Source organism: Nonomuraea sp. NPDC049607 (assembly GCF_040675375.1).
In the GTDB taxonomy this organism is placed as follows: Bacteria; Actinomycetota; Actinomycetes; order Streptosporangiales; family Streptosporangiaceae; genus Nonomuraea.
This window is the reverse complement of the sequence record NZ_JBFAOV010000006.1, coordinates 337,651-362,818: the sequence shown is the minus strand read 5'-3', so window position 1 is coordinate 362,818 and position 25,168 is coordinate 337,651. Positions and strand designations below refer to the sequence as shown.

27 protein-coding genes are annotated in these 25,168 nt (G+C 74.3%); 20 read left to right on the top strand and 7 right to left on the bottom strand.

Going from position 1 to position 25,168, the window contains the following annotated elements; translation table 11 throughout:
* The first annotated feature begins 35 nt into the window (after nt 1–35).
* From AB0J97_RS15625 to AB0J97_RS15580, 10 genes are all read left to right on the top strand, one after another.
* The gene (locus tag AB0J97_RS15625; RefSeq protein WP_357699670.1) at nt 36–629 is read left to right on the top strand and encodes a biotin transporter BioY; all 594 of its coding nucleotides are present in this window, start codon (nt 36–38) and stop codon (nt 627–629) included.
* On the top strand, nt 629–1,981 hold the full coding sequence (locus AB0J97_RS15620) for an AMP-binding protein (RefSeq protein ID WP_364088681.1): 1,353 nt from the start codon (nt 629–631) through the stop codon (nt 1,979–1,981). The genes AB0J97_RS15625 and AB0J97_RS15620 overlap by 1 nt, the downstream gene beginning before the upstream one ends.
* 1 nt (nt 1,982) lies before the next feature.
* Nucleotides 1,983–3,119 (top strand): thiolase family protein, encoded by a 1,137-nt coding sequence (locus tag AB0J97_RS15615; protein WP_364088678.1) that lies wholly within the window; start codon nt 1,983–1,985, stop codon nt 3,117–3,119.
* A complete protein-coding gene (locus tag AB0J97_RS15610) occupies nt 3,116–3,790 on the top strand; it encodes an ABC transporter ATP-binding protein (RefSeq protein WP_364088675.1) in 675 nt (224 codons plus the stop codon). Before AB0J97_RS15615 ends, AB0J97_RS15610 begins: the two co-directional genes overlap by 4 nt.
* A complete protein-coding gene (locus tag AB0J97_RS15605) occupies nt 3,787–4,392 on the top strand; it encodes an energy-coupling factor transporter transmembrane protein EcfT (RefSeq protein ID WP_364088672.1) in 606 nt (201 codons plus the stop codon). The genes AB0J97_RS15610 and AB0J97_RS15605 overlap by 4 nt, the downstream gene beginning before the upstream one ends.
* 134 nt (nt 4,393–4,526) lie before the next feature.
* Entirely contained in the window at nt 4,527–6,785 is a 2,259-nt protein-coding gene (locus tag AB0J97_RS15600; protein WP_364088669.1) for an exo-alpha-sialidase, read from the top strand.
* Between the two features lie 86 nt (nt 6,786–6,871).
* Nucleotides 6,872–8,911, top strand: coding sequence for a prolyl oligopeptidase family serine peptidase (locus AB0J97_RS15595; RefSeq protein WP_364088666.1), 2,040 nt, complete (start codon nt 6,872–6,874; stop codon nt 8,909–8,911).
* A 32-nt stretch (nt 8,912–8,943) separates the two neighbouring features.
* Entirely contained in the window at nt 8,944–9,282 is a 339-nt protein-coding gene (locus AB0J97_RS15590) for a metalloregulator ArsR/SmtB family transcription factor (RefSeq protein ID WP_357699687.1), read from the top strand.
* Nucleotides 9,269–9,886 carry an SRPBCC family protein gene (locus AB0J97_RS15585; RefSeq protein WP_357699689.1) on the top strand — a complete coding sequence of 206 codons (618 nt, stop codon included), beginning with the start codon at nt 9,269–9,271 and terminating at the stop codon, nt 9,884–9,886. The genes AB0J97_RS15590 and AB0J97_RS15585 overlap by 14 nt, the downstream gene beginning before the upstream one ends.
* A complete protein-coding gene (locus AB0J97_RS15580) occupies nt 9,883–10,281 on the top strand; it encodes a VOC family protein (RefSeq protein ID WP_364088662.1) in 399 nt (132 codons plus the stop codon). The genes AB0J97_RS15585 and AB0J97_RS15580 overlap by 4 nt, the downstream gene beginning before the upstream one ends.
* On the opposite strand, the gene AB0J97_RS15575 is transcribed toward AB0J97_RS15580, so the two are convergent.
* On the bottom strand, nt 10,268–10,492 hold the full coding sequence (locus tag AB0J97_RS15575) for a hypothetical protein (RefSeq protein WP_364088660.1): 225 nt from the start codon (nt 10,490–10,492) through the stop codon (nt 10,268–10,270). The two genes, AB0J97_RS15580 and AB0J97_RS15575, sit on opposite strands and share 14 nt — an antisense overlap.
* 11 nt (nt 10,493–10,503) lie before the next feature.
* On the opposite strand from AB0J97_RS15575, the gene AB0J97_RS15570 reads away from it, so the two are divergent.
* Together AB0J97_RS15570 and AB0J97_RS15565 are read left to right on the top strand one after the other, a co-directional pair.
* A complete protein-coding gene (locus tag AB0J97_RS15570; RefSeq protein WP_364088658.1) occupies nt 10,504–10,650 on the top strand; it encodes a hypothetical protein in 147 nt (48 codons plus the stop codon).
* Between the two features lie 54 nt (nt 10,651–10,704).
* Nucleotides 10,705–11,343, top strand: coding sequence for an SDR family oxidoreductase (locus tag AB0J97_RS15565; RefSeq protein ID WP_364088656.1), 639 nt, complete (start codon nt 10,705–10,707; stop codon nt 11,341–11,343).
* A gap of 7 nt (nt 11,344–11,350) precedes the next feature.
* Here the strand turns inward: AB0J97_RS15565 and AB0J97_RS15560 are convergent, their stop codons facing one another.
* A complete protein-coding gene (locus AB0J97_RS15560) occupies nt 11,351–11,941 on the bottom strand; it encodes a TetR/AcrR family transcriptional regulator (protein WP_357699698.1) in 591 nt (196 codons plus the stop codon).
* Nucleotides 11,942–11,984: 43 nt separating this feature from the next.
* Here AB0J97_RS15560 and AB0J97_RS15555 point away from each other — a divergent pair, with 43 nt between their 5' ends.
* A complete protein-coding gene (locus AB0J97_RS15555; RefSeq protein WP_364088653.1) occupies nt 11,985–12,932 on the top strand; it encodes a GNAT family protein in 948 nt (315 codons plus the stop codon).
* A 7-nt stretch (nt 12,933–12,939) separates the two neighbouring features.
* Here AB0J97_RS15555 and AB0J97_RS15550 read toward each other — a convergent pair whose 3' ends face one another.
* On the bottom strand, nt 12,940–13,437 hold the full coding sequence (locus AB0J97_RS15550) for an FBP domain-containing protein (RefSeq protein WP_364088651.1): 498 nt from the start codon (nt 13,435–13,437) through the stop codon (nt 12,940–12,942).
* Between the two features lie 69 nt (nt 13,438–13,506).
* Here AB0J97_RS15550 and AB0J97_RS15545 point away from each other — a divergent pair, with 69 nt between their 5' ends.
* Nucleotides 13,507–14,076, top strand: a complete 570-nt coding sequence (locus AB0J97_RS15545; RefSeq protein WP_357699704.1) for a WHG domain-containing protein — start codon at nt 13,507–13,509, stop codon at nt 14,074–14,076.
* Nucleotides 14,077–14,097: 21 nt separating this feature from the next.
* On the opposite strand, the gene AB0J97_RS15540 is transcribed toward AB0J97_RS15545, so the two are convergent.
* On the bottom strand, nt 14,098–14,604 hold the full coding sequence (locus tag AB0J97_RS15540; RefSeq protein WP_357699706.1) for a ricin-type beta-trefoil lectin domain protein: 507 nt from the start codon (nt 14,602–14,604) through the stop codon (nt 14,098–14,100).
* Nucleotides 14,605–14,711: 107 nt separating this feature from the next.
* Here AB0J97_RS15540 and AB0J97_RS15535 point away from each other — a divergent pair, with 107 nt between their 5' ends.
* On the top strand, nt 14,712–16,196 hold the full coding sequence (locus AB0J97_RS15535) for a pyridoxal-dependent decarboxylase (protein WP_364088649.1): 1,485 nt from the start codon (nt 14,712–14,714) through the stop codon (nt 16,194–16,196).
* 90 nt (nt 16,197–16,286) lie between these two features.
* Here AB0J97_RS15535 and AB0J97_RS15530 read toward each other — a convergent pair whose 3' ends face one another.
* Both AB0J97_RS15530 and AB0J97_RS15525 read right to left on the bottom strand, forming a co-directional pair.
* Complete coding sequence (locus AB0J97_RS15530; RefSeq protein WP_364088647.1) at nt 16,287–17,426, bottom strand: SWIM zinc finger family protein; 1,140 nt, start codon at nt 17,424–17,426, stop codon at nt 16,287–16,289.
* Nucleotides 17,423–20,074 carry a DEAD/DEAH box helicase gene (locus tag AB0J97_RS15525; RefSeq protein ID WP_364088645.1) on the bottom strand — a complete coding sequence of 884 codons (2,652 nt, stop codon included), beginning with the start codon at nt 20,072–20,074 and terminating at the stop codon, nt 17,423–17,425. The genes AB0J97_RS15530 and AB0J97_RS15525 overlap by 4 nt, the downstream gene beginning before the upstream one ends.
* Nucleotides 20,075–20,248: 174 nt before the next feature.
* On the opposite strand from AB0J97_RS15525, the gene AB0J97_RS15520 reads away from it, so the two are divergent.
* From AB0J97_RS15520 to AB0J97_RS15505, 4 genes are read left to right on the top strand one after another with little or no spacing between them, the layout of a single operon-like run.
* On the top strand, nt 20,249–20,866 hold the full coding sequence (locus AB0J97_RS15520; RefSeq protein ID WP_357699714.1) for a DedA family protein: 618 nt from the start codon (nt 20,249–20,251) through the stop codon (nt 20,864–20,866).
* On the top strand, nt 20,850–21,950 hold the full coding sequence (locus AB0J97_RS15515) for a histidine kinase (RefSeq protein WP_364088643.1): 1,101 nt from the start codon (nt 20,850–20,852) through the stop codon (nt 21,948–21,950). Before AB0J97_RS15520 ends, AB0J97_RS15515 begins: the two co-directional genes overlap by 17 nt.
* Nucleotides 21,941–22,585, top strand: coding sequence for a response regulator transcription factor (locus tag AB0J97_RS15510; protein WP_357699718.1), 645 nt, complete (start codon nt 21,941–21,943; stop codon nt 22,583–22,585). Before AB0J97_RS15515 ends, AB0J97_RS15510 begins: the two co-directional genes overlap by 10 nt.
* 11 nt (nt 22,586–22,596) lie before the next feature.
* Complete coding sequence (locus AB0J97_RS15505) at nt 22,597–23,496, top strand: GNAT family N-acetyltransferase (RefSeq protein ID WP_364088640.1); 900 nt, start codon at nt 22,597–22,599, stop codon at nt 23,494–23,496.
* A 5-nt stretch (nt 23,497–23,501) separates the two neighbouring features.
* Here AB0J97_RS15505 and AB0J97_RS15500 read toward each other — a convergent pair whose 3' ends face one another.
* Nucleotides 23,502–24,416, bottom strand: coding sequence for a chlorophyllase (locus AB0J97_RS15500; RefSeq protein ID WP_364088638.1), 915 nt, complete (start codon nt 24,414–24,416; stop codon nt 23,502–23,504).
* A gap of 154 nt (nt 24,417–24,570) precedes the next feature.
* Here AB0J97_RS15500 and AB0J97_RS15495 point away from each other — a divergent pair, with 154 nt between their 5' ends.
* The gene (locus AB0J97_RS15495; protein ID WP_364088636.1) at nt 24,571–25,131 is read left to right on the top strand and encodes a helix-turn-helix domain-containing protein; all 561 of its coding nucleotides are present in this window, start codon (nt 24,571–24,573) and stop codon (nt 25,129–25,131) included.
* The last annotated feature ends 37 nt before the right edge of the window (nt 25,132–25,168 follow it).

Genomic DNA, 25,168 nt, shown 5'->3' with positions numbered 1-25,168 from the left:
GCGGGATCGACCCGTTCTGGTGTGGGATCGTCCTCATGACGAACGCAGGAAGACAGCGACGGTTCCCCACCGGCGACCTGGCCAGGATCGCGGTGTTCGCCGCGCTGATCGCGGTGCTGGGCGCGCCGGGCGCGGTCAACGTCTTCGGCAACGGGGTGCCGATCACGCTGCAGACGCTGGGCGTCATGCTGGCCGGGGCCGTGCTCGGGGGCTGGCGGGCGGCGCTGGCGGTGGTCGTGCTGCTGGTCCTGGTCGCGGCCGGGCTGCCGCTGCTGGCGGGCGGGCGCGGCGGGCTGGGCGTGTTCACCGCCGCCTCCGCCGGGTTCCTGATCGGCTGGGTTCCCGGGGCCGCGGTCACCGGGCTGCTGGTGGAGCGGGCGGGCCGGACGCCGGGTCTCCTGCGGCTGCTTGTGGCCTGCGCGGTGGGCGGGATCGGGGTGGTCTACCTGGTCGGGGTGCCGGTGCAGGCGCTGGTGACCGGGCTGCCGCTGACCAAGGTGATGGGCCTGACCGCCCTCTTCCTGCCGGGTGACGCGCTCAAGGCGGTGGTGGCCGCGCTGGTGGCCCGGGGCACGCAACGCGCCTATCCCGACGCCGTTCCCGCCGTGCACCGCGAGCGGGTGCGCTGATGCCCGTCGCCGAGCACATCCTGCGGCACGCTGCCGAGAGCCCGTCGCGGGTCGCGCTGCGCGGTCCGCGCGGCAGCCTGACCTACGCCGAGCTGGCCGAGCGCGTCCAGGGCGGCGCGCGGCATCTGCGGGGGCGGCTTCAAGGGCGGGGCGCGCTGGTCGCCATCGCCCTGGAGGACCCCGTCGAGCTGCTGGCCGCCGTGCTGGCGGCCGATCTGGCGGGCGTGACGCCGCTGGTGGGCGACCCGGGCTGGAGCCCGGAGCGGTGGGCGCGCGTGGCGGCGGCGGCCGGGGCCGACCTGCGGGTCGGCGAGCCGCTGCCGTGCGTTCCGGGCGCGCCGCCGGCGCCCGATCCCCGTCCCGATGACCGGGCGTGGGCGTGCTTCACCTCCGGCAGCACGGGCCGGCCGCGCGCGGTCGTCCGCACCCGCGCCTCCTGGACGCGTTCCTTCCCGCACCTGTGCGAGCTGACCGGGATCGGCCCGGCCGACGTCGTCCTGGTGCCCGGCCCGCTGGTCTCCTCCCTGTACGCCTTCGCGGCCGTGCACACGCTGGCCGTCGGCGCGACCGCCCTGGTGCCGGGCGGGCGGCCGGCGTCGGCGGAGCTGCGGGCGGCGACCGCGATCCACCTGGTGCCGCACCGGCTGCCCGAGGTGCTGGAGCAGGCTCCCGGCCTGCGTACGGCCGTCGTCGGCGGCGCGGCCCTGAGCCCACGGGCGCGGGACCTGGCCGGGCGGGCGGGGGTGCGCGTGGTGTCCTACTACGGCGCGACCGAGCTGTCGTTCGTGGCCTTCGACGCCGACGGGGGCGGGATGCGTCCCTTTCCGGGCGTCGAGATCGAGGTCAGGGCCGAGCCTGGGCGCGCGCTGGGCGAGGTGTGGGCGCGTTCGCCGTGGCTGGCCGAAGGCTATCTGGGCGGCGCGAAGGGTCCGCTGCGCCGCGACGGCCAGGGCTGGATGACGGTGGGCGACCTGGCCGAGCCGTACCGGGCGGGGCAGGTGCTGCGGGTGCGCGGGCGCGGCGACGGCGCGATCCAGACCGGCGGCGCGACTGTCGTCCCCGAGGACGTCGAGGCGGTGCTGCGGAAGGTGCCGGGCGTGGGGGACATCGTGGTGATCGGCTCGCCGCACCCGTCGCTCGGCTCGGTGGTGACCGCGGTGGTCGAGGGCGCCTGCCCGCCGCCGCGCGCGCTGCTGGAGGCCGTCGCCCGCGGCGGGCTGGACGTGGCGCAGCGGCCCCGCCGCTGGTACGCCGTCCCCGCGCTGCCGCGCACCGGGTCGGGCAAGCCCGCGCGCGGCCTGGTGGCCGACCGGCTGGCCGGCGGCGACCCCGAGATCCGGCGGCTGGTCTGACGTGGGCGGACGACCCGTCGTCGTGGCGGCCTGCCGTACGCCGATCGGCACGGCCGGGCACGCCTTCAAGGACGTGACCGTCGACCGGCTGGCCGCCCCCGTGATCCAGGCCGTGACCCAGGCCGTGACCGGTGAGGCCGGCCGACCGGTGGACGACGTCGTGCTCGGCAACTGCATGGGCCCCGGCGGCAACGTGGCCCGGGTGTCGGCGCTGGCGGCCGGGCTCGGCCACGGCGTGCCCGGCCTGACGGTCGACCGGCAGTGCGGCAGCGGGCTGGCGGCGATCCTGGTGGCCGGGCAGGCGGTGGCCGCGGGCGAGATGGACCTGGTGATCGCCGGGGGAGCCGAGAGCGCCTCGACCGCGCCGCTGCGTACGCCGCGCGGCGCCGACCGCCCCTACGAGCGGGCGCCCTTCGCCCCCGACGGTCATCCCGACCCCGACATGGGCCCGGCCGCCGACGCCCTGGCGGCCGCGTACGGCATCAGCCGCGACCGCCAGGACGACTACGCCCGCCTCAGCCACGCCAAGGCGCTGGCCGCCCGCGCCGCGGGCGCCTTCGACCAGGAGATCGTGCCGATCGGCGGGCGGGCGGAGGACCAGCGGCCCAGGGTGCTGCGGGCGGCCTCGCTGGCCCGGCTGCCTGCGGCGTTCGTGCCGGGCGGTACAGTGACGGCCGGTAATTCCTCCCCGGTCAGCGACGGCGCGGCCGCCGTGGCGCTGGTTCCCGAGCGGGCCGGCCTGCCGGGGTTGCGGCTGGTGGCCGGGTCCGTCGTCGGGTGTGATCCGGCGCTGCCCGGGTGGGGTCCGGTGCCCGCGGTCCGCCGGGTGCTGGCACGTGCGGGAGTGGACATGGGACGGGTGGCGGCGGTGGAGATCGTGGAGGCGTTCGCGGCGCAGGTGCTGGCCGTCACCGACGCGCTCGGCCTCGACCCGCTGGAGGCCGACCGTGAGCGGGTGTGCGCCGGCGGGGGCGCGCTGGCGCTCGGCCATCCGTGGGGCGCGACCGGCGCGGTGGTGGTGACCAGGCTCTTCTCCAGGCTGGTGCGCGCCGGGGCGCCGGCGGGCACGCTGGGGCTGGCGGCCGCGGCGGTGGGTGGCGGGCTGGGCGTGGCCGCGCTGTTCGAGGTGGTCGCGTGATCGAGTTCGCCGACGTGCACGTCCGGCTGGGCGGGCGTGACGTGCTGCGCGGCGTCACCGCCAGCCTGAGCGAGCGCCGGGTGGGCGTGGTGGGCGCGAACGGCTCGGGCAAGAGCACACTGGCCCGGCTGATCAACGGCCTGGCGGTGCCCACCTCGGGCGAGGTCACCGTGCTCGGCCTGGACACCCGTCGTCAGGCCGCGCGGATCAGGCGGCGGGTGGGGTTCCTGTTCACCGACCCCGACGCGCAGATCGTCATGCCGACCGTGGCCGAGGACGTCGCCTTCTCCCTGCGCCGCAAGGGCCTGCCGCGCGAGGAGGTCGAGCGCCGCGTGCACGACGTGCTGGCCCGGCACGGCCTGGGCGGGCACGCCGACCATCCCGCACACCAGTTGTCCGGCGGCCAGAAGCAGTTGCTGGCCCTGTGCGCGGTCATGGTGCTCGAACCCGACATCCTGGTCATGGACGAGCCCACGACGCTGCTCGACCTGCGCCATTCGCGGCAGGTGGCCGAGCTGTTGCGGGAGATGCCGCAGCAGGTGGTGGCGGTCACGCATGATCTGCCGCTGCTGGCCGGGTTCGACCGGGTGCTGGTGCTGGACGAGGGCCTGGTGGTCGCCGACGGCTCACCGGCCGAGGCGATCGGCCACTACACCGAGCTGATGGCGTGAACGGGCTCACCGGCGCGTACGTGCCGGGCGGTTCGTGGCTGCACCGGCTGCCGGCCTCGGTCAAGCTGGCGGGGCTGGCGTTGTCGTGCACGGCGCTGGTGCTGCTGCGCCCGCCTGTGGCGCTGGCGGGGGCGGCGGTCGTGGCGGCGGCACTGTACGCGTCGGCGCGGGTGGGGGGCCGGGCGGCGTGGGCGCAGGTCAGGCCGGTGCGCTGGTTCGCGGTGGTGCTGTTCGTCGTGCAGCTGGTGTTCGCGGACCTGGACGCGGCGGTGTCCTCGACGTTGCGGGTGGTGCTGGCCGTGGCGCTGGCGGGGCTGGTGACGCTGACCACGCGGACGGCCGACATGCTGGCGACGCTGGAGCGCGGCCTGTCGCCGGTCCGGTTGGTGGGGCTGGACCCGTTCCGGCTGTCGTTGCTGCTCTCGCTCACCGTGCGCAGCGTGCCGGTGGTGGCGTCGCTGGCGACGCGGGTGCGGGAGGCGCAGCGGGCGCGGGGGGTGGAGCGCAGCGTGCGGGCGTTCGCGGTGCCGCTGGTGGTGGGCGCGCTGCGGCACGCGGACGCGCTGGGCGAGGCCCTGTCGGCCCGTGGCCTCGACGACTGAGCCCGCACTTCATCACAAAGCGAACATAAGGCAGTTACAACTTACACCTGCACTTTTGGGCAAATATAGCCTTCTTGCGTAAATAAACGACAAAGCGGACGTCGATCGTTCGTTGCGCAAGGAGTCCTTCCCCCGTGCTGCCCACAAGAGCACTGCTCGCCGCCTGCCTGCTGGCCCCCCTTCCCGCCGTCCTGCCGGGCACGGCGCACGCGGCCGCGTACTGCTCGCTCCCCGACACCCCCGCCCTCACCGCCCAGGAGTCGGGGCCGCGTGAGGGCTACCTGGCCGGATCGGGCAGCGACGCCTTCGTGGACTGGATCTACCCCAGCCCGCGCCCGGCGGCCAAGGAGCCGACGGCGGCCCAGCGCCGCGACTACGCCGGCTTCCCCAACCTCACCGCCGTCGACGTCGTCAGGCCCGACGGCACGCCCGGCCAGAAGCTGATCGCCACCTGGTCCACCAACGTGGACGCGGTCATGGCCCAGACCAGCGGCATGGCCGTCTCCGACGACGGCGGCCTGACCTTCGGCCCGCCGCGCGCCACCCCGCTGCGCGAGGCCCCGGTGCAGCTGCACGACGGCCGCCTGTTCGGCACCGCCTACTACCTGACGAAGGTCGACGCCCGCACCAACGAGCTGGACGTCCACACCTCCACCGACCTCGGCCAGACCTGGGACACCGCCAGGGCCACCTTCACCAGCCCCGACGAGCTGGTCGGCGGCGGCGTGGCGCACGGCGTGCCGGTGCAGCTCGCCGACGGGACCGTCCTGGTGACCGTCTACGCCCGTTACACCGTCACCGGCGGCAAGAACCAGGCCGAGCTGTACGCCAGTGCCGACGGCGGCAGCACCTTCGCCCGCCGCGGCGTCATCGCCCGCCCGGCCGGGGAGACGACCTACAACGAGACGGCCGTCGAGCAGACCGCCGACGGCAGCCTGCTGGCCGTCATGCGCAAGGACGGCGGCACCTACTCCACGCTGGCCTGGAGCCGCTCCACCGACGAGGGCCGCACCTGGTCGGCGGTGCGTGACCTGCAGCTTTCCGGGCAGAGCTGCACGGTGCGCGGCGTGGCCCCGCGCCTGCTGCTCATGCCCAACGGCGTGCTGGTGCTCAGCGCGGGCCGTCCGGACAACTGGCTGGCGATCTCCTCCGACGGCCGCGGCGACTCCTGGACGCAGCAGCGCGTGACGTACCACAACCGCGACGGCGTCTACGACACGCACGGCTTGTCCGGTTACACGGCGCTGGCCGCCGTCGGCACGAACCGGCTGGTGCAGGTCTTCGACAACTGCAAGCTGCCCGGCGTCAACGCCGGCGGGACGCTGAACGAGACCGCCTGCCCGGCGAGCGGCACGTTCGAGAACGGCGGCTGGTACGGCGTCAGGCGCCGCCACCTGGACGTCCTGGCGCCCGGCGCGGGCCGGATCGACCTGGCCGCCAAGCAGCGTGCCGGCGAGCTGACCGTCGAGACGAACATGACCTGGGCCGGCGCGAACCGGCCGCGGGTGCGTCCCGACGGCGCCTTCGACGGCAGCACCGCCTATTGGTCGAGCGCCGTCTCCCAGGGGCCCGGCGAGTACGTCGTGCACCTGGACCGCGAGCAGACCTTCAACCGGATCGGCCTCAGCCTGCGCCCGGGGCATCCGGCCTCCGCCCGCGTCTACGTCTCCAAGGACGGCGCCGACTGGGGCCCCGCGGTGGCCACGGTCAGCGGGCGCACCGACTACGCGCTGCGCTACCAGCCGGTCAACGCCGCCGGCCGGCACGTCAAGGTCGTCGTGGACGCCACGCAGGGCTGCGACGCCGAGATCGGCCAGAGCTGCGCGATGCTGAACGAGGTCGAGCTGTACTCCACGACCGACACCTTCGACAACGACCCGATCTGGCTGCGTCCGCGCGGCTACCAGAGCCTGTCGGCGGCGTGGGTGTCGCCGTACGAGGTGGGCGCCGACCGCGCACTGACCCTGTCCGACAAGTCCACCACCCTCATGGCCAAGGCCGCCCGCACCACGACCGCGAGCGCCCGCAAGACCCTGGAGTTCCGCTACCGGCCGGTCAGCGTGACCAACTCCTTCCTGTTCACGGTGACCAGCGGGACGACCTCGGCCTACCACCTGAGCATCAGCAGGGCCGGCGCGGTCAGCCGCTACGACGCCGCCACCAAGAAGTGGACGACGCTGGCCCCCGCCGGGACGGTCGGCGAGGGCTGGACCAGGATCCGCCTGGAGGCCACCACGTCCGCCGCCACCCTGTACGCCGGTGACCGCCAGATCGCCACGCTGCCCCGCACCGCCGCCGTGACCTCGATGGACGGCTACGCCTTCAGCAGCGCGGGCACCGCCCCCACCGGCGACGAGGCGCTGTTCGACGACGTGCGCTTCGAGGATCGCTGACCTCGCGTGGCGGCGCGGGAGCGTGCCCGCGCCGCCACCCTGGCCTGCCTTGCGCCGCCTCGACGGGCCGTGTCTATGATCGCGCCATGCCTCCCCTGACGCTTCCCCGCCAGCACGCCCGGACGGCCCGCTTCACCTACGGCGTCCCGCGGAACTTCACGATCTCCCCGGACGGCGCGCGCGTGATCTTCCTGCGGTCCTCCTCGGGCGAGGACCCGGTGCACCGGCTGTGGTCGTTCAGCGTGGCCACGGGGGAGGAGCGCCTGCTGGCCGACCCGGGCACGCCGACGCCCGGCGCGCGGCCGTCGGAGGCCGAGCGGGCCCGCAGGGAACGCACCCGCGAGCAGGCCTCCGGCATCGTGGCCTACGCCACCGACGCGGCCGTCACCAAGGCCGTCTACGCGGCCGAGGGCGCGCTGCACACCGTCGACCTGCTGACCGGCGAGGTGACGGCGCTCGGCCTGAGCGGTTCCGACCCGCGGCTCGACCCGACCGGCGAGCACGTCGCGTTCGTCTCCGGCGGCGCGCTGCACGTCGGCGAGCGGCCGCTGCTGGTCCCCGACGGCACCGACGTGACGTGGGGGCTGCCCGAGCACGTGGCCGGCGAGTCGATGGGCCGCCACCGCGGCTACTGGTGGGCGCCCGACGGGAGCCGGCTGCTGGCCGCCCGGGTGGACAACGCGGCGGTGCAGAAGTGGTGCCTGGCCGAGCCGGCCGAGCCCGGCAGGCCGCCGCGGACCATGGCCTACCCGCCGGCCGGCACGCCCAACGCCGACGTGTCGTTGTGGCTGGTCACGCTGGAGGGTCGGCGCACCCGGTTGGTGTGGGACCGCGCGGCCTTCGAGTACGTGGCGGCGGTGTCGTGGACCGGTCAGGGCCTGCTGGTGCTGGTGCAGAGCCGTGACCAGCGCACCACCCGCGTCCTGGAGGTCGATCCGGCCACCGGCGCGACCACCCTGGTGCGCGAGGACACCGACGACGCCTGGCTGGAGCTGGTGGGCGGCGTGCCGTCGCGCACGGCCTCGGGCGAGCTGGTCTGGACGGTCGACCGCGACGACACCCGCCGCCTGATGGTGGGCCAGGACGTGGTGACCCCGCCCGGCCTCCAGGTGCTGCAGATCCTGGCCGTCGACGGCGACACCGTGCTCTTCCAGTGCTGCGAGGAGCCGACCGAGCGACACCTGTGCACCTGGTCCAGGGCCGAGGGCCTGGTCAGGGTGACCGCCGAGCCGGGCGTGCACACCGGCACGCGCGCCGGCGGGGCGACGGTCGTGGTGCGCCGCGCCCTGGAGGAGCACGGCGTGCGGGTGAGCGTGGGCGATCGGGTGATCGCCTCCCACGGCGCGGTGCCGGTGCTGCGGCCGCGGGTGGAGCTGGTGTCGCTGGGCAAGCGCGACCTGCGTACGGCGGTGCTGTTCCCGTCCGGGCACGTGCCGGGGTCGGGGCGGCTGCCGGTGCTGCTGTCGCCGTACGCCGGGCCGATGGCCGCGCGGGTGCTGCGCGGCCTGGACGGCTTCGCGATCGAGCAGTGGTTCGCCGAGCAGGGCTTCGCCGTGCTGGTGACCGACGGGCGGGGCACGCCGGGGCGGGGGCCGGCCTGGGAGCGCGCGGTGCGCTTCGACAAGCTGAGCGCCGCGCTGGAGGACCAGGCCGACGCGCTGCTGGCCGCCGGTGCCCGCCATCCCGACCTGGACCTGGGCCGGGTGGCGATCCGCGGCTGGTCCTACGGCGGTTATCTGTCGGCGGCGGCCGTGCTGCGCCATCCCGACGTCTTCCACGTGGCCGTGGCGGGCGCGCCGGTGACCGATGCCCGCCTGTACGACACCCACTGGCAGGAGCGTTACCTGGGCCACCCCGACGAGCATCCCGAGGCCTACGACCGCTGCTCGCTGCTGCCCGACGCGCCCCGGCTGACCCGTCCGCTGATGCTGGTGCACGGGCTGGCCGACGACAACGTCTTCGCCGCCCACACGCTGCGCCTGTCGGCGGCGCTGCTGGCCGCGGGCCGCCCGCACACCGTTCTGCCGCTGAGCGGCGTGACGCACATGACCCCCCAGGAGGACGTGGCCGAGAGCCTGCTGCTGCTGGAGCTGGAGTTCCTGCGCCGCCATCTTCCCCAGGTTTGACTTATATAAGGCTGTCCTGAAACACTGAGGTCGTGCACGCGTTCGACGTCCTCGGGGATCCGGTCCGCCGCCGGATCCTGGAGCTGCTGGCCGGCGGCGAGCAGAGTTCCGGCGAGGTCACCTCAGTCATCCAGCGAGAGTTCGGCATCTCGCAGCCGGCGGTCTCCCAGCATCTGAAGGTGCTGCGCGACAACGGGTTCGCCAGCGTGCGGGCCGAGGGCACGCGACGGCTCTACGCCGTGCAGGCCGCGCCGCTGCGCGAGGTCGACCTCTGGCTCGACCGTTTCCGCGGGTTCTGGGACCAGCGCCTCGACGCGCTGGCCACCGAGCTGGCGCGGGGCAGAAGAAAGAAGCACGATGGACAGCCTTGACGAGATATCCCGGATCAGGCGCGAGCTGAAGGACGGCGAGCGCAAGACCGTGTCACTGACCCGCCGCTACGACGCGGAGGTGGAGGACGTCTGGGACGCCTGCACCGACGGCGAGCGCATCGCCCGCTGGTTCATGCCCGTCTCGGGCGACCTGCGGCTGGGGGGCACGTACCAGCTGGAGGGCAACGCGGGCGGGGAGATCCTCGACTGCGAGCCGCCCTCCTACCTCAGGGTGAGCTGGCTGTTCGGGCCCGACCCCGGCTTCTCCGAGGTCGAGGTGCGCCTGTCGCCCGAGGGCGGGGGCACCCTGTTCGAGCTGCGCCACACCGCCGAGGTGCCGCCGGAGATGTGGGGCCGGTACGGGCCCGGGGCGGTGGGCGTGGGCTGGGACCTCGCGCTTCTGGGCCTGGGCCTGCACCTCTCGGGTGCGCCGCTGCCCGACAAGGCCGGTTTCGAGCTGACCGGCGAGGGCCGGAGCTACATCACGGCCAGCAGCAGGGCGTGGGGCGAGGCGTTCGAGCAGGCGGGGGCCTCGCCCGAGTCCGCCGCCACCGCGGTCGCCGCCACCACCGACTTCTACCTACCGACGGAGGACCAGTCATGAGCCAGAAGACCACGACGTTCCTGATGTTCCAGAACCGCGACGCCGAGGAGGCGATGAACTTCTACGTGTCGCTGTTCGAGGACTCCAAGGTGGTGGCCGTCTCCCACTACGGCCCCGGCGGGCCGGGGCCCGAGGGCACCGTCATGCATGCCACGTTCACCCTGGCCGGCCAGGAGTACATGTGCATCGACAGCAGTGAGCAGCACGCGTTCGGCTTCACCCCCTCGATGTCGATCTGGGTCGCGTGCGACACCGAGGAGGAGATCGACCGGCTGTACGCGGCGCTGCTGGAGGGCGGCCAGCCGTTGATGCCGATCGGCTCGTACGGCTTCAGCACCAAGTTCGGCTGGGTCAACGACCGCTTCGGCGTGTCCTGGCAGCTCAACCTGGCCTGACGGCCGCGACGGGGGTGTCGAGGAATGGGCCGCCGGCCAGGTCGCCCGCGGTGACCAGGACGTGGTCCACGGGGCCGGCCTCGTCCAGCACGCGTCGCAGGTCGTGTTCGTCGCTGCCGTCCGCGGCGATGCCCGTCACGGTGCCTATCGCGGCGGCGGAGGTGCGGACTCGGTCCACGGCGGCGGCCAGGCGGTCGCGGTCGCGGGCCACCAGCGGGTCTGGTGGCGTGGAACTTCGCGGCCCCGCAGATGCGCCGGCTCATCCTCGACGAGCCCGATCCCGGCCGGGCGCCGGCCCGCCGCCGCGCGGCGGTCGTGGAGGCGGCGCGCGCCCTGGCGGCGGCCCACGTCCCCGTCCCCGCCGGCTGAGGGGGGCGAGTAGGGTGAGTAAGTGTTCACCCACCCTCTCGCGAAGGGCACGACATGAGGCTCGTCATCTTCGGCGCGACCGGCCGCACCGGGCTCGAACTCGTCCGTCAGGCGCTCGACCTGGGCCACGAGGTCACCGCCGTCGTCCGTGATCCCGCCCGGCTGCCGGACGGGCTGCGCGGCCGCGTCGAGACCGTGACCGCCGACCTGGCCGACCCGCAGGCCATCGCCCCGGCGATCAAGGGCCGGGACGCCGTCCTGATCGCGCTCGGCCCGCGCGGGCGCGGCCCGACCACCGTGCACTCGTCGAGCATGCGCTCGATCACCCAGGCGATGGCGCGCGTCTCGGTCCGGCGGGTGCTGCTGGTGAGCGCCGCGGGCCTGGTCGCCGACGCCGGTGACGGCGCGGTCACCCGGTACGTGCTCAAGCCCCTCATCCTGCAGCCGCTGCTCAAGAACTCCTACACCGACCTGGCCGAGTCCGAGCGCCTGCTGCGCGCCTCGGGCCTGGACTGGACGATCGTGCGCCCGTCGCGCCTGCTCGACGGCGGGCTCACCGGCCGTTACCGCACGGCCCGGGATCTCAACCTGCGCGGGGGCCGCTCCACCACCCGCGCCGACCTGGCCGACTGTATGCTGAAGCTGGCCGCCGACCCGACCTCGGCGGGGCACGTGGTGTCGGTGGCCACGTAGCAGGGCTTCAGGCCGCGATCGAGGCCAGGAAGTCGTCGAGCAGGGCCGTCTGGGTCTCTTCGGGGAAGCGTCCGGGGTCGAACAGCGCCTGGACGACGAGCCCGTGGACGAAGGCCACGGCACTGGCCGCCAGCCGTTCGGGGTCGGCCGCCGGAGGCAGTTCGCCGAGGTCGCGGGCGGCCTCCAGATGGGCGCGCAGCGCCGATCGCAGCCGGGTGTAGCGGGCGGCCTGGCCGGCGCCGAGGTCGTCGTCGGCCAGGGCCAGGTCCCATGAGCTGACCCAGATGCGGTTGCGGGCGACGTCGGCGGGGGCCAGCGGCAGGATGTCGAGCAGCGCGGCCCGCAGGGCGGCCAGGCCGGCGGCGGGGGCCCGGCGCCGGGGGCGGCCGGCCGTGCGCCGCTCCAGCAGGTCGAGCGCGTGCCCGACCAGGGCCCGCTTGGTGGGGAAGTAGTGCATGAGCAGGCCGGTCGAGACGCCCATGGCGGCGGCGACGGCGCGCAGGGTGAGCCCGCCGAACCCCTTGTCGGCCAGCACCTGCCAGACCGCCTGTGAGACGTCCTCGCGGCGGGCTTCACGGTCTCCGGCTGCGGGTGGCATGCTGCTACCTTACATACCGAACGCTCGTTACGTACCTTGGACGGTGTCCGTGTTCACACTGCCGCTCGGCGACGACGCCGAGCTCCGCCCGCTGGAGCCCTGGCAGGCCCAGGAGTTCCTGGACCACATCGACCGCGCCCGCCCCTTGGTGGACCCGTGGATCCCGTGGGCCGAGCGCAGCACCGACCTGGCCTCGGCCACGGCCGTCCTGCAGCGCTATGCCGACGACCAGGCCGGCGACGGCGCCCGCATCTACGGGATCTGGCTGGCCGGCACGCTGGTCGGCGGCGTCATGTTCACCCGGTTCGACGCGGTCTCGGGGGTGTGCGAGATCGGCTGCTGGCTGGAGGCGGCCGGGACGGGCCGTGGGCTGGTGACCCGGGCCTGCCGGCTGCTGATCGACTGGGCGTTCGCCGAGCGCGGCATGGCGCGCGTGGAATGGTGGGTCTCGCCGGGCAACACGCGCAGCGTCGAGGTGGCGCGCCGGCTCGGGATGACCCGCGACGGCGTGCTGCGCAAGCGTTTCCCGTACCGGGGCGAGCGGCAGGACAGCGAGGTCTGGTCGCTGCTGGCCGACGACGGGCCGCCCTGCGGCGTCAAGGCCGAGCTCGACGGGCTGATGGCGGCGTTCATGGGCGCCTTCACCAACACCGGCGGACGCCGCCCCGACGTCGGCGTCGTGCGCGACCTGTTCGTCCCGCAGGCGCTGATCGTCAACAACACCGGGCCCGAGCCCGTGGTCCACGACCTGGACGGCTTCGTCGAGCCCCGGCAGCGCATCCTCACTGACGGGACGCTGACCGAGTTCCGCGAGTGGGAGGTCGCCGAGCGCACCGAGATCTTCGGGTCGGTGGCGCACCGGTTCAGCGACTACCGCAAGTCCGGCGTCCGGGACGGCGTGCCGTTCGAGGGCGGGGGTCGCAAGACCACCCAGTTCGTCCGGACGCCCGCCGGGTGGCGGATGAGCTCGATGGCCTGGGACGACGAATAAGGCCGGGTCAGGCGGCCACCTTGTCCAGGAAGGAACGCACGTTGGCGTGCGTGCGGGCGATCTTCTCCGCCGGCGTCAGCGACTCGTCCACGACGCCGGCGCCCGCGGCCTGCTTCCTGCCACGCAGGTAGAGGGGGCAGGCCAGGTCGGCGCACAGGTACTGGCCGACGGTGTTGCCCTGGCGGCCGGGCTCGCCGGTGCGGCGGGCGGTCATCAGGGCGACGCCGCCGCTGGTGTGGGTGGTCAGGCAGAAGGAGCACATGCTGCGCGAGGTGAAGGCCCGCGGGGCGCCGGAGGTCACGCGCAGGGCGACGCCCACGATGGCCTCGTCGCGTTCGGCGACCAGGTAGGCGCGCTCGGGGGCGCCGGGATCTCGCCAGCCGAGGAAGTCGAGGTCGTCCCAGGGCAGGTCGGCCAGTTCCCTGGGCAGGCCGACGCGTTTGGCCTCGCCTTTGGTGCAGTTGATGAACGACGTGCGGATGTCGGGTTCGGTCAGCGGTCTCATGGTTGTGGAGGCTAGCCGTTCTTAACGGTAGTATGCAAATACTTAAAGCCTTTAAGGAGGGGTGCCGTCGTGGCCCGCGCCGGAGTGACCGTCGACCGTCTGACCAGGGCGGCCGCGGACCTGGCCGACGAGGTCGGCTTCCAGAACGTGACCGTCTCCGCGCTCGCCCGCGGCTTCGGCGTCAAGCCCGCCGCCCTGTACGCGCACGTCAAGGACCTCCAGGAGCTGCGGCTCAGGGTGGCGGAGCTGGCCTTGGGCGAGATGGCCGACCGGGCCGCCGCCGCGCTGGCCGGCCGGTCGGGCAAGGAGGCGCTGGTGCCCTTCGCCAACGCCTACCGCGGCTACGCCAAGGAACATCCGGGCCGGTACGCCGCCACCCAGCTGGAGCTCGACTCCGAGTCGCTGGACGTCAGCGCGGGCCGCCGCCACGCGGAGCTGACGCGGGCCGTCCTGCGCGCCTACGGCCTGTCCGAGCCCGACCAGACCGACGCGCTGCGCATGATGAGCAGCACGCTGCACGGTTACGTGACGCTGGAGACGGCCGGCGGGTTCCGCCGTCATCCCCGCGACGTGGAGTCCTCCTGGTCCAGGACGCTGGACGCCCTGGACGCCGTCCTGCGGAACTGGCCCCCGGCCTGAGGACCGGCCTGAGGACCGGGCTCAGACGGCCGCCCACAGCTGGGCCTTGTTGGTCAGCCCCGGCGAGCACGGGAAGATCTTGACGAAGGTGTCCAGGGTGTCCAGGCAGCTTCCCGACGCCAGGGCCGAGCGGATCTGGTTGAACCCCGAGCCCTTGACGAACGGCACCCCGCCCAGCGTGAACCATCTGACGGCGGGGTCGGACTCGCCGCAGGCCCGTTCCACCACCTGCGCGCCGAACCCGGCCGATTCGGCCGCCACGCACATCCGGGTCAGCGGGTTGCGCAGCAGGAACGCGTCCCCGGCCAGCGGGAGGATCTCCCACTGCTGCTCGTTGACGCTGTGGCAGGTGAAGCGCTGCAGCCGGGCACCGGGGACGAAGATGTCGTCCTCGGTCCGGATGTCGAGGCATTTGCTCTGTTCGGCCTCCTTGACGTGGACGGGCGTCGCGGCGTGGGCGGTGGCGGGGATCAGGCCGAGGGCGAGCGCGGCGCCCAGCGCGTACCCGATCCGGCGCAGGTGTCTCATGGGGGTCTCCTTCTGGTCGTTGCGAGTGTCCATCTGTCTGGGCGTTCCATGGCGTTCCATCGGGGTGCGTGTTGGCCGCGGGGCCGCCGGTGCCGCACAGTGGCCGGGTGAGCGATGTGACGACGGATCAGGCCCTGTCCGGCGGCGTGGGCGGGGCGGCCGCGCTGGAGCCGCTGCTGCGTGACGTGCTGGCCGCCCTGGCCGAGGGCGCGCGACGGCGGGCCGGTCCGCTGCCCGCCGGCACGCCCGGTGAGCTGGCGGTCGAGGTGGCGCGGGCGTTCGCGTCGGAGGGCGGCGGCCTGACGGCGCTGACCGAGCTGCTGGCCTACGGGAGCGCCGATCCGGCCGATCCGTTCTGCGCGGCGCATCTGCACTGTCCGCCGCTGGCCGTGGCGGTGGCGGCCGATCTGGCGGTCTCGGCGCTCAACCCGTCGCTGGACTCCTGGGACCAGGCGCCGGCCGCGACCGCGCTGGAGACGTCGCTGCTGGCCGAGCTGGCCGATCTGGTGGGGTTCGGGTCGGCGGCGGCCGGCGTGCTGACCTCGGGCGGCACCGAGTCCAACCTGATGGGCCTGATGCTGGCCAGGGACGCGGTGGTGGGCCGGGCGGCGGGCGACAGGGTCGAGCTGGCGGGCCTGCCGGGGCGGGGGCCCGCCGGCTCGGCCCGGCCGCGAGTCTTCGCCTCCGAGGCGGCGCACTTCTCCGTCCGGCGGGCCGCGGCGCTGCTCGGGCTCGGGGAGGAGGCGGTGGTGGCCGTCCCGGCCGACCGGGAGCTGCGGATGGACGCCGGCGCGCTGGCGGGGGCGCTGGGGGCGAGCGTGCGGCGTGGGGAGCTGCCGGTGGCGGTGGTGGCCACGGCGGGCACGACGGACACCGGGGCGATCGACCCGTTGCGGGCGTGCGCGGCGCTGGCCGCCGAGCACGGCGCCTGGCTGCACGTCGATGCCGCCTACGGTGGTGGCGCGCTGCTGTCGGACCGGCTCGCGCCGCTCCTGGACGGTCTCGCGCTGGCCGACTCGGTGTCGCTGGACTGGCACAAGCTCGGCTGGCAGCCGGCCGCGGCGGGGGTCTTCCTGGTGCGCCGGGCCGAGACGTACGCGTCGCTGGCCCGGCGGGCGGCCTACCTCAACCCCGCCGACGACGAGGAGGCCGGTTACCCGAGCCTGCTGGGGTACTCGCTGCGCACCACGCGGCGGGCCGACGCGTTCAAGATCGTGGTGACGTTGCGCACGCTGGGCCGGGCGGGGCTGGGCCGCCTGGTGGAGGCCTGCCATGACCTGGCCCGGCACGGCGCGGCGGCGGTGCGCGCCCATCGGCGGCTGGAGCTGCACGCCGATCCGGTGCTGACCGCGTTCCTGTTCCGGTACGTGCCGGCCGATCCGGCGCGCTCGGACGAGGTGAACGCGGGGTTGCGGCGCAGGCTGCTGCGGGAGGGGCGGGCGGTGGTGGGGCGTACCGAGCTGCCGGGGTCGGGGCCGGGGCGGGTGCGGCTCAAGCTGACCCTGCTCAACCCGTACGCCACGCCGGCCGACCTCGACCGGCTGGTGGCGACGGTGGCGGCGGCGGGCGAGGCCGAGGAGCTCGCCCCCTGACCGGCCCCACCCCGGCCCGCCATCCCGGAGCCTTCAGCATCGCGGCCCCACCCCGACGCCCCGTCTGTTCGGGGCGCCGGCGCGGCGGGGTCAGAGGAGGAGGGTGGAGGGGTCGCGTTCCGGGGGGCCCGCGGGCCACCAGTGGCCGTCGTGGCGGGTGAAGGGGTACCAGCGGCCGTCGCGGCCGTAGCGGACCTGGCGGGGGCCGAGGGTCCAGCGGTTGCGCCAGGTCTCCAGGCCGGGCGGGGGTTCGCCGTCCCAGCCGGACTCCAGCAGCGCCTGCGCTCTGGCCAGGTCCTGGCGGGGCGGCGTCCAGGGGGTTTCGAGGGCGTCGAGGCCGGGGGCGCCGCCGTAGCGCCAGGCCTGGACGGCGGGTTCCAGGCCGAGGTCGAGGTCGTGCTCGGCGGCCAGGCGGACGCGGTCCTGGTGTTCGGTCAGCGGTTCCAGGCGGCCGCGCTGCAGGATCTGGCGGGCGCGGCCGGCGGCGGAGGCGGCCAGCACGGCCAGGGCGGCCACGTCCACGCCGGGTGCGGGGTCCAGGGCCAGGGGGGTGAAGGCGGTCTCGTGCGGCGGGGGTTCGGGAAGCGGCGGCCGGCCGACCGCGAACGCCTGCGCCGCGGGCACGCCACCGGCCGCGGAAGTGGTCCCCGCGCCGGCGGCGGGGGGCTGGGCCGGGGGCAGGTGGCGGGTCTGCAGGGCCTCGATCAGGTCCCGCTCGCCGCGTCCGCGCAGCAGCAGCAGGACGAACGGGTCGCCGTCCAGCAGCCAGGACGCCTGGTAGCACAGGGCGGCGGCGTGCTTGCACGGGTGTCCCCAGTCGGGGCAGGAGCATTCGGGTTCCAGGTCGCCGACGGTGGGCAGCAGCGGCACGGCGGCGTCCTCGGCGGCCTCGACCAGGTCGTGCGGGACGTCGCGGTCGAGCAGGGCGGCGATGTGCCCGGCCTTGGCGGCGACCTGGTCCAGGAAGCGTTCCCAGGCGGCGTCGGTGAGCTGTTCGACGCGGACGACGGTGTCGTACTCGTGCTCGGTGACGGCGGCGAGCCTGCCGGGGCTGACGGTGATCGGGCCGACCTGGCCGGTCTTGGCGTAGGCGCGGCCCTTGCGCAGCAGGGTCTGGTCGAGCGAGGTGTCCTCCAGGGCCTTGATCCACGCCTGGCCCCACCAGGTGGTGGCGAAGCGGGCGCCGGCGCGTTGCGGGGGGAAGGCGGCGAATCCGCGTACGGCGGTCATCTGAGCTCCACGAGTGCGGCGAGTTCGGCGTCGGTCAGCTCGGTGAAGGCGGCCTCGCCGGAGGCCAGGACGGCGTCGGCGAGCGAGCGCTTGGCGCTCAGCATGGCGGCGATGCGGTCCTCGATCGTGCCTTCGGCGATGAGGCGGTGCACCTGGACGGGCCGGGTCTGGCCGATGCGGTAGGCGCGGTCGGTGGCCTGGTCCTCCACGGCGGGGTTCCACCAGCGGTCGTAGTGGATGACGTGGTCGGCGCGGGTGAGGTTGAGGCCGGTGCCGGCGGCCTTGAGGGAGAGCAGGAAGACGGGGGCGTGGCCGTCCTGGAAGCGGGCGACCATCTCCTCGCGGCGGGCGACCGGGGTGCCGCCGTGCAGGAGCTGGGTGCCGACGCCGCGGCCGGTCAGGTGTTTGTCCAGGAGCCGGGCCATGGCGACGTACTGGGTGAAGACCAGCACGGCGCCGTCCTCGGCGAGGATCGTGTCGACGAGCTCGTCGAGGAGTTCGAGCTTGCCGGAGCGGCCGGTCAGCCGGGGGGACGATTCGTGCAGGTAGTGGGCGGGGTGGTTGCAGATCTGCTTGAGCCCGGTCAGCAGTTTGACGATCAGGCCGCGTCGGGCCATGCCCTTGGCGTTCTCGATCTGGGTCATGCTCTCGCGGACGACGGCCTCGTACAGGGCGGCCTGTTCGGTGGTGAGGGGGACGGGCCGGTCGGTCTCGGTCTTGGGCGGCAGTTCGGGGGCGATGCCGGGGTCGCTCTTGCGGCGGCGCAGCAGGAACGGGCCGACGAGCCTGGCCAGCCGGGCGGCGGTGTCGGCGTCGCCGGACTCGACCGGTTTGGCCCAGCGGGCCCTGAAGCGGGTCAGGGGGCCGAGCAGGCCGGGGGTGGTCCAGTCGAGGACGGCCCACAGTTCGGACAGGTTGTTCTCCACGGGCGTGCCGGTGAGGGCGACGCGGGCGGCGGCGGGGATCTCGCGCAGCGCCTTGGCGGTGCCGGAGGCGGGGTTCTTGACGTGTTGGGCCTCGTCGGCGACCAGCAGGCCCCAGGGGTGGGCGCCGAGGGTGGCGGCGTCCAGGCGCATGGTGCCGTACGTGGTGAGCACGAACCCGTCGTCGGCCAGGGTGCGGGCGGCGCCGTGGTAGCGGCGGACCGGGACGCCGGGGGCGAACCTGGTGATCTCGCGTTCCCAGTTGCCCAGCAGCGAGGCCGGGCAGACGACGAGGGTGGGGCCGGTGCCGGCGCGGTGCAGGTGGAGCGCGATCAGGGTGATGGTCTTGCCCAGGCCCATGTCGTCGGCCAGGCAGCCGCCCAGGCCGAGCGAGGTCATCCTGGCCAGCCAGCGCAGCCCTTGGAGCTGGTAGTCGCGCAGGGTGGCGGCCAGGCCGGGCGGCGGGTCGACGGGGTCGGGGTCGGTGAGCCGGTCGCGCAGGTCGGCGAGCCAGGCGGTGGGCTCGACGGGGATCTGTTCCGGTTCGCCTTCGGCGTCGATCTCGACCGTGCCGGTGAGCGCGGCGCCGAGCGCCTGGAGGCCGGTGAGGGGTTTGAGGTCGCGCAGGCGGGCCTTGCGGGCCAGGCCGGGTTCGATGAGCACCCATTGGTCGCGCAGCCGTACGACGGGCCGGTGGGACTCGGCCAGCAGGTCCATCTCGGCGGCGCTCAGCGGGGCGCCGCCGAGGGCGAGCCGCCAGTTGAAGCTGGTCAGGTGGTGGCCGCCCAGGAAGGAGGGCAGGTCGGAGGGCGCGCTGTCGCGTTCGCCGACGACGGCGTGGGCGCTCAGGCCGCGGACGAGGGAGCGCGGCCAGTGGACCTCGACGCCGGCGGCGGTGAGCCGGTCGGTCGCGCCGGTCAGCAGGTCCTCCACGTCGCCGTCGGTGAGGGCGAGCTCGTCGGGGACGGCGTGGTCGAGCAGCCGTTCCAGGCGGGGCCAGGCGCGGGCGGCGCGGCGCAGGGCGAGGGTGACCTCGATCCTGGCGCCGGGGCCGAACCCGGGGTCGTGTCCTTGCCACAGGTCGGCGGCGTCCACGACGAGCGAGGGGTCGGCCAGGCCGTGCACCTGGACGACGGCCCGGAAGTCGGCCTGGGCCAGGTCGTCGGTCTCCAGCCGGAGCGAGAGCCGGACGCCGGAGTCGAGCCCCGCCGAGACCTCCTGGGCCCAGGGCCGCAGGTGGGGCACCTTGACGGGTTTGACGGCGGCGAAGGCGGTGGTGCCGGTGGCGCGTACGGCTCCGGGCGAGCGGGGCATGGCGTCGGCCACGGCGTCGAGGAAGGCGCGCACGAGCGGCTCGGCGTCGGGCAGCAGCAGGTCGCCCACGGGGAGGGCGCGGGCGGCGGCGGGCATGGCCTCGGCCAGTTCGCGCACCCGGCGGGCGTCGGCGGCGTCGAGGGGGCCGGCGCGCCAGGAGTCGTAACCGTTGGGTGAGACGGCGGGCAGGATGCGGCCGCGGGTGACGAGCTGGAGGGCGACCAGCGCGACGGCGCCCCAGAAGCGGGTGGCCGGGTGCGCGGCGGCGTCGGCGCGCGCCCTGGCCAGCACGGCGACGGCGTCGGCGACGGGGATCTCGGTGACGGCGCGCTCGCGGGGGCGGGGCGAGCCGTCACCGTCCTGTTCGATCACCGTGGCCGTGCCGTCGCCTTCGTCGTCGAGGAAGACCAAATGACCGGACCTGGGGGGATCGCCGGGTCGGAAGATCGCTGGGTGTCGTGCCAGATCCGGAAGAGGACTCATAGACCGTACAGTGTACGGTACGTGGGGGTGTGGTTTACCACAGAGCACATCCGGCAGTCCGCCTCATTACCGGTCTACCCGATCATTCGTAGCCTGGGGGACATGACGGATTGGTTGATTGCGTTGATGGAGAACCTCGGCGCCTTCGGGGCCGGGCTGGCGATCATGCTGGAGAACCTGTTCCCGCCGCTGCCCAGCGAGGTCATCCTGCCCTTGTCCGGCTTCACCGCCGCCAGGGGCGAGCTGGCCCTGCTGGAGGTGCTGGTGTGGACGACGCTCGGCTCCGTCGCCGGGGCGCTGGCGCTGTACGGGGTGGGCGCGATGCTCGGCCGCGAGCGCACGCTGGCCATCGCCGCCAAGCTGCCGCTGGTCAAGGTGTCCGACATCGAGAAGACCGAGGCGTGGTTCCTGCGGCACGGCCGCAAGAGCGTCTTCTTCGGGCGGATGATCCCCGTCTTCCGCAGCCTGATCTCGGTGCCGGCGGGTGTGGAACGTATGCCGCTGGTGACGTTCACGCTGCTCACGACGGCCGGCAGCGCCATCTGGAACACCATCTTCGTGCTTGCGGGATACTTTCTCGGCGAGAACTGGTCGCTGGTGGAGGCGTACGTGGGCATCGGCACCAACGTGGTGATCGGCCTGGTGGCGCTGGCGATCGTGGTCTTCGTCACGGTACGGCTGACGGAACGGCGCAAAGGACGGCATGCGAACCGCCGCTGAAGGGCTGAAGGTGCTGGGCGCGGTGTTCCTGGGCGGGCTCACCGCGCCGGCCGGCGCGCTGTTCCTGCTGCTCACCCTGCCCGTGCTGGGCCGGCCGCGGGTGCGGGAGCGGGCGGCGCGGCTGGCCGCGTTCGAGGCGCGCCGCCTGCGCCTGGACACCGCCGCGCTCGACGCCCTGTCCGGGTGGGACACGCGGCCGGCGCGCTACCTGGCCGCCAGGATCCCGGCCGGGGTGCTGGGCGGGCTGGTGGTGACGCTGCTGGTCCTCGGCGCGCGCGCCGGGGTGCTGCTGCTGGGGGCCTGGGCCCGGGGCGAGCCCTACGACGGGATGACGCCGACGCCGCCGCTGGTGCTCTACTTCGTGGTCGGCGGGTGCGTGCTGCTGTTCATCGCCCTGTCGGGGCTGGCGGGGGTGCACGCGCTGGAGCGGCGGCTGGCCGGGCGCATGCTGGGGCCCGACCGTACCGAGGCGCTGGAGCGCAGGATCGCCGAGCTGGCCGAGAGCCGGGCCGGGATCGTGGCCGCGGTCGACTCCGAGCGCCGCCGGATCGAGCGTGACCTGCACGACGGGCTCCAGCAGCGCCTGGTGGCGTTGTCGATGCTCATCGGGCGGTCCCGGCGGGGGCGCCCGGAGCTGCTGGGGCAGGCGCACGAGCAGGCCCAGCAGGCGCTGGCCGAACTGCGCGAGGTGGCCTGGCGGGTCTATCCCAGCGGGCTGGACTCCCTCGGGCTGGGCGAGGCGCTGGCCGGGGTGGCCGAGCGCGCGGGCGTGCCGGTCACGGTGGTGTGCGAGCTGCCGCTGCGGCCGCCGATGGCGGTGGAGACGGCGGCGTACTTCGTGGTGAGCGAGGCGGTGACCAACGCCGCCAAGCACGCGGCCGCCACGCTGGTGACGGTCGAGGTCAGGCAGGAGGACGACAGGGTGCTCGTACGGGTGGGCGACGACGGGACGGGCGGCGCGCGGCCCTCGGGGGGCGGCCTTTCCGGGCTGGCCAGGCGGGTGGCGGCGCTCGACGGCGCCTTCGAGGTGGTCAGCCCGCCCGGCGGCCCGACGACGGTGTCGGCGGTGCTGCCGTGCGGGTGATCCTGGCCGAGGACTCCACGCTGCTGCGCGAGGGCCTGGTACGCCTGCTGGGCGAGGAGGGCCACCAGGTGCCGGCCGCCGTGAGCGACGGCGAGGCCCTGGTGGCGGCGGTGGCCGAGCACGCCCCGGACGTCGTGGTGGTCGACGTGCGCATGCCGCCGACCCACACCGACGAGGGGCTGCGGGCGGCGCTGGAGATCCGTCGGCGCTGGCCGCACGTCAAGGTTCTGGTGCTGTCGCAGTACGTGGAGAAGCGGTACGCCACCGAGCTGATGAGCGCCGACGTCGAAGGCGTGGGCTACCTGCTGAAGGACCGGGTGGCGCAGGTCGGCGACTTCCTGGACGCGCTGGAGCGGGTGGCGGCCGGTGGCGCGGCCTTCGATCCGGAGGTGGTGCGGCAGCTGCTGGCCCGTACCACGCAGGTCGATCCGCTGGCCCGGCTGACCGCGCGGGAGCGGGAGGTGCTGGAGCGCATGGCCCAGGGCATGACCAACGCCTCGATCGCCGCGCAGTTGCACGTCTCGCAGAGCGCGGTGGAAAAGCACGTCAACTCGCTGTTCGACAAGCTGGGCCTGTCGCACGCCAGCGGGTACAGCCGCCGGGTGCTGGCCGTCCTGCACTTCCTGAAGTCCTGAAGGGGTCCGTTGTGCGCGTGCGTGTCTTCCGTCATGAGGATCTGCCGTCCCTGCGGTCGGTCATGGCGGGGTGGATCGGCCAGGCCGGGCGGTGCGGTTACGACCACGTCGGCGAGCTGCCGCACCGCGTCTATGACAATCTGCGCGACCGCCGTCCGGCCGCCGAGCTGGTACGGCTGTGGGAGGACGGCGACGGCCTGGCCGGGATCGCGATCCTGCTGCGGTTCGGCTGCGCCTTCGACGTCTTCGCCGCGCCGCGGCTGCGTGGCGGGCCGCGGGAGCTGGACATGCTGGAGGAGGCGGCCGGGGCGACCGCGCGGATGATGGACCCGGGTGAGCCGTACGTGCTGACCGACGTCTTCGACTGCGACGCCGCGCGGATCGGCCTGCTGGGACGGGCCGGTTTCGAGCGGTTCCGGGTGTGGGACCACGTCAACGAGCGCGATCTGCGCGACCCGGTGCCCGAGCCGGGCGTGCCGGCCGGGTTCGTGGTGCGGCACGCCGTCGCCGAGGACGCCCATGGGCTGGCCGAGGCGCGCAACGCGGCGTTCGGCGACGACTGGACCGGGCCGCTCTACCGCGCGGCGGTGATGGAGCGGCCCGGCTACGACCCGGCCGACGAGATCGTGGTCCAGGCGCCGGACGGGCGGATCGCGGCCTTCGCGGTCGGCTGGATCGACGAGCGCAACGCGATCGGTCATTTCGAGCCGGTCGGCACCCATCCGGCGTTCCGGCGGCGGGGCCTGGCGCGGGCGGCGATGCTGCACGCGATGCGCCGCATGCGGGCGCTGGGCGTGGGGGTGGTGACGGTGAACCACGACGCGACCAACGTGGCCGCCCGCGAGCTCTACTGTTCGCTGGGTTTCGTCCGGCGGCACGAGACGTTCGGCTTCCGCCGCCCGGTGGGCTGAGCGGCCTACTTGCTCCGGATCTGGCCCAGGGGGTGGGGGGCGGCTCGCAGGGCGGCGCGGGCGTCGGGCCAGGCGGTGTCGCGGGGGTCGAGGGCGGTGCGCAGGTAGGCCGTGGTCAGCCGCTGCAGCAGGGCCAGGCGTTCGGGGCTCTCGTCGGTGGTCTCGGCGACTTGGTGTCCGGCGACGCCGCCGAGGGTGTGCTCGGCGCCGAACAGGGTCAGCAGGCTCTTGTCGCCGGGGCTGAGGTGGTAGCCGTCGGTGAACCAGTCCGGCCCTCGCGTCGACAGCGGGGAGTCGTCCTTGTCGCCGGCGACCAGCAGGGCGGGGGTGGTCATGCCGTCGAAGGCGGGGTTCATGAAGGGGAAGTGCTCGGCGGCGAACGGTGACAGGTCACGGCCGCCCAGGCCGGGGAGGGCGAGCAGCACGCCTGCCTTGACGCGGGGGTCGGACAGGTCCTGTCCTGGCGTGCCGTCGGCGTCCAGGACGCGGGCGCCGAGGAGCATGCCGGCGCTCTGGGCTCCCCAGGAGTGGCCGGCGACGGCCAGGCGGTCGTGGTCCAGGCGTCCGGCCAGGCCGGGGAGGGCGGCTTCCAGGACGTCCCGGTCGTCGATGACGCGCCTGAGGTCCTCGACCCTGACGCGCCAGATCGTGGGGGTGCGGGGGTCGTCGGCGGGCAGGGCGAGGGTGCGGGAGTCGAGGTGGGTGGGTTGCACGACGGCGAAGCCGTGGGCGGCCCAGAAGTCGGCCAGAGGGGCGTAGCCGTCCATGGACCAGCCGTGGCCGTGGGACAGGACGATGACGGGCAGGCGGTCGCCGGTGGCGGGGGCCGAGACGCGGACCTGGAGGTCCTCGCCCCGTCCGGGTGCGGGCAGGACGACCGGCCTGACCGAGACGACCGGGGTGCTGGGCGATGTGGGCATGGGTGTGCCTTCCGGGTGGGTGGTGGCAGGTGGGCAGGGCGGAGGGCAGGGCTTTGCCGCCGGCGCTCCGCTCTGACATCATGAGCAAGCGGGACCGTGTCCCGTTTTTGACGATACGGGACCGTGTCCCGTTTAGCAATCCGGAGGGAACGGCGTGGACCACTCGCGTCCGAAACGGGCTGATGCCCGGCGTAACGAGGAGAACCTGCTCCGCGCGGCCGCCGCGGTGTTCCTCACCTCGGGCGTGGAGGCGCCGATCCGTGACATCGCGGCCGAGGCCGGGGTCGGGACCGCCACGATCTACCGCCATTTCCCGACCCGGGCCGACCTGGTCATCGCCGTCTACCGTCACCAGGTCGAGTCCTGCGCCGAGGCCGGTCCGGCGCTGCTGGCCGCCGCCGCGAGCCCGTACGCGGCGCTGGGGCAGTGGATCGACCTGTTCGTCGACTTCCTGGTCACCAAGCACGGGCTGGCCGCGGTGCTGCAGCCGGACAACACCGGCTTCCAGACGTTGCACGCCTACTTCCTGGACCGGCTGGTGCCGGTGTGCGCGCGCCTGCTGGAGGCCGCGGCGGCCGCCGGTGAGATCCGCGCCGGCCTGGACGCCTTCGAGCTCATGCGCGGGGTGGGGAACCTGTGCATCGGGGCCGGCGCCGACCCCCGCTACGACGCCCGCCGCCTGGTCGGGTTCCTCGTGGCGGGGCTGGGCCGGTGAAAGGGTGACCGTAGGAGATCTGTAAAGCCGAACTTCG